Here is a 7568-nt window from a genome sequence, read left to right on the forward strand (position 1 = left end):
CGCTGCTTGCCATGGAAGTAGATGATTTCAACTGGCGATTCTTTCTTTGCAACAGTTTCCTTCTTTGTCTCTGGTGTATTATTGCCAGCACAAGCGGTAATTGTGGCTGTAGAAAGAAGAACAGCCATCATGATAATTGTAATCTTTTTCATTTTACATGGGTGCTATTTGATTAAACATGTGTTATTGGGCTTTACTTCAATATCTCCAGTAACTCTTTTTCATTCTTCTGACCGCGAGCCACCACCTGACCATCTATCACCAATGCTGGCAGAGACATCACGTTGTACTGCATCACCTCCATGATGTCGTCCACCTTCTCTACGGTGGCATCAATCTGATTGTTCTTAACTACCGCCTCTACGAGCGAAGCGAACTTCTGGTTGCAAGCGCATGAGCTTACCAATACTTTAATCTGTTTCATAATCTTTTTGCCTCCTCTTAACTCTCCCCGAGGGATGAGAACCGTAACAAGGCTCGGGTTGTATTATTGATATTATTTGTAATTCGCAGAACAACGAACATACAGGCTTTAAGAAAACCCTCGAAATGAAATGACGAGGGCATAGTAAGGTCAAAGAGTGAAAACCTCTAACTATGATGTTTATTTACAGCAATCGTCGTTCTTCCCACACAATTCCATGTTGAAGAACTCCGAAAACAACTGCTGAGCATACGCCCAGTTCTCACGGTTGATGCAATATTTGACCTTTGGAGTTTCAATCTCTCCCTGTATCAATCCTGCATCCTTAAGGGCTGTTAAATGCTGACTTACAGTAGCCTTGGCAATAGGCAACTCCTCATGAATGTCACCGAAGTAACAGGTGTTTTGCTTTGCCAGAAACTTCATGATGGCAATGCGAGCCGGATGTCCCAGAGCCTTGGCAATTCCCGCCTGCGTCTCTGTCTTTATACAATATTTCTTTTCTGCCATAATATGCGCTTGTTTTGGTCGCAAAATTACGAACAACATTTCAAACTACAAAACATTTGTTCGTAAATTAACGATTTTTTACACTATAAGCCCCAGCATTGGTTGATGATGCTGGGGCTATGGATGTTTCGCTTACTTCCGTTTCCCTGCCAGATACTCTATTGCCAATACTGGCCAACGTGGTACTTTGCGGATGTTAGTCCTTACGGCAGGAATGTCGCACAAGAGGAAGATGGAAGCGAGGAGGAGGGAGAACCAGATGACGTAGCCATACACCTGCTTGATTGCCACGAGCATCATGGAGTGCAGGTAGCTGCCACCCATAAATTCCCCGAAGTTGAAATGCGAGAGGTCGAGGTTGGTGAGGGGCAACTGGCGAACATAATGCATCATGTCCTCATTAAGGAAATGCGAGAAGATGGTGGTATAAAATGCCAAGCAACATACCTATTCGAGGTAAAAGTATCACGCGTCATCGTCATCGTTATCGTCCTTCATTTTTTTGCTTGTTTACAAAATATTTTCCCTTTTTAGTTGTCATATATAATAGAAACACTAATTTTACAATTATGAAGATATTTTTGAAACATCTGGCTTTTATTCCCTTGTGTGCGGTGTTTGTCGCATTGCTTGGGTGGTTGGTCATGTTACTGTGGAACTGGCTCATGCCGTCACTGTTCGGTCTCTCCGAACTCGGTTACTGGCAGGCCTGCGGGTTGCTCGTGCTGTGCAAGATTCTCTTTGGCGGCCTGGGCGGTCATCATCATGGGCACCACCATCACCGCATGTGCCATAGCAACAAACTGCGTGAACGCTGGGAGAATATGACTCCCGAAGAGCGTGAACGCATCATCGAGCAGCACAAGGGTGCATAACCATCAGCCCACCCAGAGCAATGGCCAGCAACGACCTTGATGACATAATCAAGCAACACACGCCACGGCTTCGATCATACGTGAGGGGGCGGCTCGACAACCCCGACGATGCCGATGACATCGTGCAGGACACCTTCTACCGGTTCCTGCATGCCATCACTGTGCTCAACAATCCCGTGGCACACGTCACAGCATGGCTCTACCGGGTGGCGCACAACCTCATTATCAACCACTGCAAGAAGCACCGCGAACTGCATCTGCCCGCAGCCGAAGCACAGGACGATGCCTTCATGGCCGACTTGCAGGAAATAATGGTGGCCGACAGCAACGACAGCCCCGACATGCACATGCTGCGCTCCATGGTGTGGGACCAGCTGAACAAAGCTATTGACGAGCTGCCGCCCGAGCAACGCACAGCCATTGTCTTGACCGAAGTCAAAGGATTGAGCGTGAGAGATGCGGCAAGTCTCGCCGGCGTCAACACAAGCACATTCCTCTCGCGCAAGCACTATGCCGTGCTGCACATACGCAAGCAGCTGGGCGCTCTCTATGAAGAATTAACACAAAACTAATTGAAGCATACTTTTTTATATATATGACCAACCAATCTTCTGGTCGCAAGACCATCATGGCAATTACCGGAGCTACGCTCATGCTGTTTCTAACACTACACGCAGCAATGAATGCCGTAGCCCTGTTCAGCGCAAGTGAGTATAATGCACTGTGTGCTGTCAAGGGAAGCAACATTTGGGCGATTGCGGCAACATCGGTAATTGCCGTCATGGTTCTTGTTCACTTTGCAATGGCATTCTACCTGGTGAGGCAGGACATGCAGGCCTATGGGCCTCACCCCTATGCCACCTCGGGCGACAAGACTTCAAGCCAAGACATGTTTACGCTGGGCACCATCATTATCCTGGGCCTAGCGCTACACCTCTACAACTTCTGGGGAAAAATGATGTTTGCGCAGATTACCGGCGCCAACGAGGCAGAAACGGCAGCTAACGGTATCTATCATCTCGTCAACACATTCCACGGCATCGACGGCCTGCGCATCTCTTGCATCATCTACACCGTGCTTTATCTCGTGTGGATAGCAGCAATGTGGAGCCACCTCAACCGCGGCATGTGGAAAGGCTTGCAGTCGTCATCATTAAGCAGCAAGGCGTGGTTTCCCAGAGTCAAGACCGCGTGCACCATATACAGCACCATAGTGATGCTCACATTTGCCGCAGTAGCAATCACATTCTGCCTAGGTTACACCCCCAACGACTTCGTCAAGGCCTAAACCCAAAATTAGATAAAAGGGACGGTTCTTTTTATCTAGTTTTTCGGGTAATTTCTTGTTTTAAACCCCAAAATATCGTAAATTTGCACAAAAACAGTTATTATGCCACGCAAGAACAGAAAAATCAGCGCCACCGGCGTTTATCATGTGATGCTTCGAGGCATCAACAAGGGTGCGATATTTACCGACGAAACAGACTGCAACAAGTTCGTCAAGACACTCCAAGGGCTTGTCGCCCCTGTTGATAGGCACGGAATACCGTTGCCACCTTACTGCCACATACACGCCTATTGCCTGATGAACAATCACGTGCATCTGCTCATCTCCGAGGCCGAGTCGAGCATCGCTTCGGTCATGAAACGCATCGGCGTAGCCTATGTAAGTTACTTCAACAAGCGCCACGAGCGGTTGGGGCCACTATTCCACGACCGATACCGCAGTGAGCCTGTCGAGGATGCTGGTTACTTCATCACACTGCTGCGATACATCCACCAAAACCCGGTAAAAGCAAATCTTGTCAGTTCGCCCAACGATTTTCGGTGGAGCAGCTGGCACGAGTACAATTCGACAAATCCTCCTGTCATCTGTAGTGACACACTGCCTTTTGCACAAATGACTTGGAACGAAGTGTGCGAACTTGTAAAGAAGAACAACCAGATTGAGACAGAGCAGGTCAACCTTGCAAGGCGTCGCTTATCAGACATCGAAGCACAAAAATTGATAGCACAAGTTTGCAGAGACAGAGTCCTCGCCGAGCTACCCAATAAAGAGAAAAAACAGTTGATTCTTCAACTTGTGGAGCAAGGCATCGCCAAGACCCAACTATCAAGACTGACAGGCATCAGCTACGGTTCAATCACCCACCACACAACCCCAAAAACTAGATAAAAAGAACCGTCCCTTTTATCTAGTTTTAGACACAGAAAGCAGATTGTTCAATTCACATACAAGCACGGAAAACAGGGAAGATTGATTCATGTGTAAAGCAAAGTTTATCTGTGATTAATTTACACAAACCACTAATAAACAGTAAATAAAACAAAGATGACAGCTGAGGATTTTGTTTTTGGCACCTTATGCACGTATTTTATGTTCAGCATAATACTCGTCCATGGTAATTACTATAAAAAATATCATAAAAATCGCAGGCTGATACCTAAGTTCTGGCCTTTCTATAAAGGATACCTTACTGTGTGTGCCTTGTGTTTTATACCTGGATTCTTTTCGGATATTATTGATGCAATAAATGGGCTCTTGCTAGGTTTCGGATTGTATATTTTTGATTATCTAAATTATATAGAAAGATACCCGAAATACGAATTTGGAGAAAAAAAAGTAGGTTGTTTATTTTACCTATTATCTAAGGGGACAACTGTGATAGTAGTTTCTTTATTTTTACTTGGTTTGCGTATTGCACACCACTTTAACTATTATTGAAACGATGTTCAATCAGTCAGCATCTACCAAAAACTAGATAAAAAGAACCGTCCCTTTTATCTAGTTTCTATTATTGAAACGATGTTCAATCAGTCAGCATCCGCCAAAAACTAGATAAAAAGAACCGTCCCTTTTATCTAGTTTTACTGGCTTATGAACTCGGCATGGGCGGCGATGGTCTTGCCGTCGCCAGTCAGTCCTTCTATGCTCACGCTGAAATGTGCCGCACGGGATATGTTGAACCACAGCAGTTTATCGCCACGTGTTTTCACTGCCGGATTCCAGTATAGCATGCGGCTGCCGCTGCTGAATGGTTTTGCGGCTTGATACCCTGTCGCAATCACTTTTTTGAGATTAGGAGTAGTACGCTTCACTGATGCAATTTTTCCGCCTTTGGTCGTGATTGAAATCAAGCCTCGTCCTCCGTCCACGCCCCATATCATTGACGTTCCGCTCTTGAACACATCTACCCGGGCAACGTCGGCCATCGGTATTGAATGCAAGTCAAATTCCTCTGGCTGGACAACTCCATCGACCGCTATCGAGGCATAACTATCGCCATAAATCGATGTGCGACCGCGTATTATAATGCGCTCATCGCTGGTCAAATGAACACCGGCAATGCGGCGGAACACATCGTGCAGGCATGACGCGTCTATTTCATCAAGGCGTTCCTGCGACAATGAGGCGTCGGCTATGGTCGAGAAAGCATCCATCTCCCCTACTCTTGCCACGTGTATGGCATGCACCTGCAACTCGTCAAGGACAACATTGCGTCCGCCCGTCACCATATAGTTTTTCATGTCAAATTCGTCAGAAGCCAAGGGATATTTGCACTCGGGGAACTGTACCTCATCAATAGTCAGCAACACATTACCACGGTTCTTGCTGTCAGTTGCCTGGACAATAAGCACTGTGCTGTCGGCAAGTTCCAAGTCCTCAAAGGCAAAGCGTCCGTCAACCCCAGTCATCGTTGACTCATAGAAATCGGCCTGCGGAGCGAGCATCAACACGGTTGCTTTGCCCGGCAACACCTTACCGTCCATTGCCGTTACCCTACCCGTAACACGCTGCGCAGTCTCGGCCAATCCGTTCACATGGTCACCCAGCAGATCTCGGTTCAATGATGTTCCTATGTCAAGACGAGGCACCACACTGTCGGTACTCACCGCAACAGCCATCGATGCCTCGGTCAATGCACACTCGTCGGGCAACAGGATATACACCCTGGTGCTGTCGCCTGCTGGTTCGGCCCACACCTGCGGCTCGTGGTCGGGACGGCATATGGGCTTACTCTCGCCACGCCAACTCTGCCCTACTGCCACACGGGCAACACTCTCAAGGTCAGGTCTGTTGGCATTGAGACGCGTATATGCACGGACATAATACGTGCCAGCATCGGCAGACGGCGGCAAGTCTATGTGTCCATTAAAAACACCGTCACGAGCCATCAGCATGACACGCTCGAACACCATTGCAGTCTCGTCAAGCAGTTCCACATGCACATAGTTGCTCTGAACAACAGGACGACGGGTTGAGGCATCAGTCATAAACACCCTCAACCACATGCGGTCGCCTGCATCATAGCAGGCACGATCAGTCACGAGATGAAGCCGCTCTTGCAACAAAGCACCGGCATCGCCAGCCCAAGCAGATGGCGGCAAAGCACCCAGGCACAAACACAATATTGCAATCACTAACCGCATCACGTCGATAGTTACTTGGCGAGCAGTTCCTGCATTTTGTTCTTGAGAATGAGGAAGCTGGGGGCAATCATGTCGTTGTGTCCGTGGCCGCCTATCTCGTAGAGCCAGGTGTGCTTGTGGCCAGTGAGTTTCATCATGCGCTCGAGATACTGGTTTTCGTCATAACGGCCGTAGAGTTCCAACTCGCGGTCGCCGCATGTGAGTAACAGCGGAGGACAGTTGCCACGCACCCAGTAGAGCGGTGCCCAGCGGTCTATGGTGGGTTGCAGCGGCGGCAGTCCTTGCATCTTGCGCACATTGTAGTGTGTGATTGCCTGCCCGCTGAAAGGGGCATAGAGCATCACGCTGTCGGCATCCACGCCATATCGCGCCAGCCACGACTTGTCGAGGCACAGCATCATGGCGATGTAACCGCCAGCCGAGTGGCCCGATACAACGATATTGCGTGTGCTGCCGCCATACTTTGCAGCGTTCTTGAACGTCCATGCCACAGCCTCGGCAGCATCGTCAAGGATATCCCCAACTTCGACACGGGGAAGCATGCGGTACTCGGCGCCCACAACCACCATATCCTGCTCTTTCAACTGCTCGGGAATCTGCTTTGAACCAAATTCCAACCCGCCGCCATGGAACCATATCACCACAGGACAGTCCTCGCCATCCACAGGGTGATATACGTCAAGCTTGAGTTGCTCGCGAGAGTAGGCATCGGCCTTGGCCGAGTAACTTATGTCATTCACCTGTTCATAATCACGGGCCATGGCCCCAAAGGCACTGCATGCCACCAATAATAGTAAATAGAGTAAGCGTTTCATCATAAACTTTTTTCTCAATGCAAAGTTACAAAAAAAATCTTTATCACTATAATTCATGTTTCGCATGTTGTTAAAATAACACTTAACATGGGTAAGTCGCGTACTTCCAGCACGCCTTCCCTTTGGATTCATTAACCGAGGGTTACGTTCGCTATGCTCACTTCACTCCCGCGCATGTTGGCAGAGGTTCGCTGGTCGCGGCACGGGCTACGCCCACTAGCCGCTGCTCACTCTGCCGAGCTCGCTACGCTCGGTTATTGATAGTCGCACAAGGTGCGACCACGCACCTATCGGCGCGATTAATACTTTATACAGATGCAATATAGCTTGCGAATCTTATATCACGATAATTTCTAAAGGTGTTGTTTTTTTCTCAACTTTAGCATGTGAAACCATTTGAGTCTCACCTATTTGCTCCGATTAGCGTCCTGCTGGACGCGGTGCGTGTTGCATTTCTTCCCCCACCGCCACTTCGTTCGGCGGTGGGGGTTATTCAGGTATTGTCCTGCCGGA

9 protein-coding genes are annotated in these 7568 nt (G+C 48.4%); 4 read left to right on the forward strand and 5 right to left on the reverse strand.

What is annotated here, in order from left to right; all coding sequences use genetic code 11:
* Nucleotides 1-193: 193 nt before the first annotated feature.
* From ACKI3C_RS09665 to ACKI3C_RS09675, 3 genes are all read right to left on the reverse strand, one after another.
* A complete protein-coding gene (locus ACKI3C_RS09665; protein ID WP_407404467.1) occupies nt 194-424 on the reverse strand; it encodes a thioredoxin family protein in 231 nt (76 codons plus the stop codon).
* Nucleotides 425-604: 180 nt separating this feature from the next.
* Nucleotides 605-934: an ArsR/SmtB family transcription factor gene (locus tag ACKI3C_RS09670; RefSeq protein ID WP_407404469.1), complete on the reverse strand. Its 330-nt coding sequence runs from the start codon at nt 932-934 to the stop codon at nt 605-607.
* A gap of 132 nt (nt 935-1066) precedes the next feature.
* Entirely contained in the window at nt 1067-1372 is a 306-nt protein-coding gene (locus ACKI3C_RS09675) for a hypothetical protein (RefSeq protein ID WP_407404471.1), read from the reverse strand.
* A 131-nt stretch (nt 1373-1503) separates the two neighbouring features.
* On the opposite strand from ACKI3C_RS09675, the gene ACKI3C_RS09680 reads away from it, so the two are divergent.
* The 4 genes from ACKI3C_RS09680 to ACKI3C_RS09695 all read left to right on the forward strand — a co-directional run bounded on the left by ACKI3C_RS09680 (nt 1504) and on the right by ACKI3C_RS09695 (nt 3985).
* Nucleotides 1504-1809: a hypothetical protein gene (locus ACKI3C_RS09680; RefSeq protein WP_407404473.1), complete on the forward strand. Its 306-nt coding sequence runs from the start codon at nt 1504-1506 to the stop codon at nt 1807-1809.
* 20 nt (nt 1810-1829) lie between these two features.
* Nucleotides 1830-2381 (forward strand): RNA polymerase sigma factor, encoded by a 552-nt coding sequence (locus tag ACKI3C_RS09685; RefSeq protein WP_407404475.1) that lies wholly within the window; start codon nt 1830-1832, stop codon nt 2379-2381.
* Nucleotides 2382-2404: 23 nt separating this feature from the next.
* Nucleotides 2405-3097: a succinate dehydrogenase/fumarate reductase cytochrome b subunit gene (locus ACKI3C_RS09690; protein WP_407404477.1), complete on the forward strand. Its 693-nt coding sequence runs from the start codon at nt 2405-2407 to the stop codon at nt 3095-3097.
* Nucleotides 3098-3199: 102 nt separating this feature from the next.
* The gene (locus ACKI3C_RS09695; RefSeq protein ID WP_407404479.1) at nt 3200-3985 is read left to right on the forward strand and encodes a transposase; all 786 of its coding nucleotides are present in this window, start codon (nt 3200-3202) and stop codon (nt 3983-3985) included.
* A gap of 692 nt (nt 3986-4677) precedes the next feature.
* On the opposite strand, the gene ACKI3C_RS09700 is transcribed toward ACKI3C_RS09695, so the two are convergent.
* Both ACKI3C_RS09700 and ACKI3C_RS09705 read right to left on the reverse strand, forming a co-directional pair.
* Nucleotides 4678-6240, reverse strand: coding sequence for a TonB-dependent receptor plug domain-containing protein (locus tag ACKI3C_RS09700; RefSeq protein ID WP_407404481.1), 1563 nt, complete (start codon nt 6238-6240; stop codon nt 4678-4680).
* 11 nt (nt 6241-6251) lie between these two features.
* Nucleotides 6252-7058, reverse strand: a complete 807-nt coding sequence (locus tag ACKI3C_RS09705; protein WP_407404483.1) for an alpha/beta hydrolase — start codon at nt 7056-7058, stop codon at nt 6252-6254.
* Nucleotides 7059-7568: the final 510 nt, after the last annotated feature.

Source organism: Sodaliphilus sp., assembly GCF_045598405.1.
GTDB classification, from domain to species: domain Bacteria; phylum Bacteroidota; class Bacteroidia; order Bacteroidales; family Muribaculaceae; genus Sodaliphilus; species Sodaliphilus limicaballi.

Excerpts from the sequence above, each read along its gene's own strand:
- ACKI3C_RS09685 (WP_407404475.1), top strand. The coding sequence starts at position 1,830 with ATGGCCAGCAACGACCTTGATGACATAATCAAGCAACACACGCCACGG.
- ACKI3C_RS09695 (WP_407404479.1), top strand. The coding sequence starts at position 3,200 with ATGCCACGCAAGAACAGAAAAATCAGCGCCACCGGCGTTTATCATGTG.
- ACKI3C_RS09690 (WP_407404477.1), top strand. The coding sequence starts at position 2,405 with ATGACCAACCAATCTTCTGGTCGCAAGACCATCATGGCAATTACCGGA.
- ACKI3C_RS09665 (WP_407404467.1), bottom strand. The coding sequence starts at position 424 with ATGAAACAGATTAAAGTATTGGTAAGCTCATGCGCTTGCAACCAGAAG.
- ACKI3C_RS09670 (WP_407404469.1), bottom strand. The coding sequence starts at position 934 with ATGGCAGAAAAGAAATATTGTATAAAGACAGAGACGCAGGCGGGAATT.
- ACKI3C_RS09680 (WP_407404473.1), top strand. The coding sequence starts at position 1,504 with ATGAAGATATTTTTGAAACATCTGGCTTTTATTCCCTTGTGTGCGGTG.
- ACKI3C_RS09705 (WP_407404483.1), bottom strand. The coding sequence starts at position 7,058 with ATGATGAAACGCTTACTCTATTTACTATTATTGGTGGCATGCAGTGCC.
- ACKI3C_RS09700 (WP_407404481.1), bottom strand. The coding sequence starts at position 6,240 with ATGCGGTTAGTGATTGCAATATTGTGTTTGTGCCTGGGTGCTTTGCCG.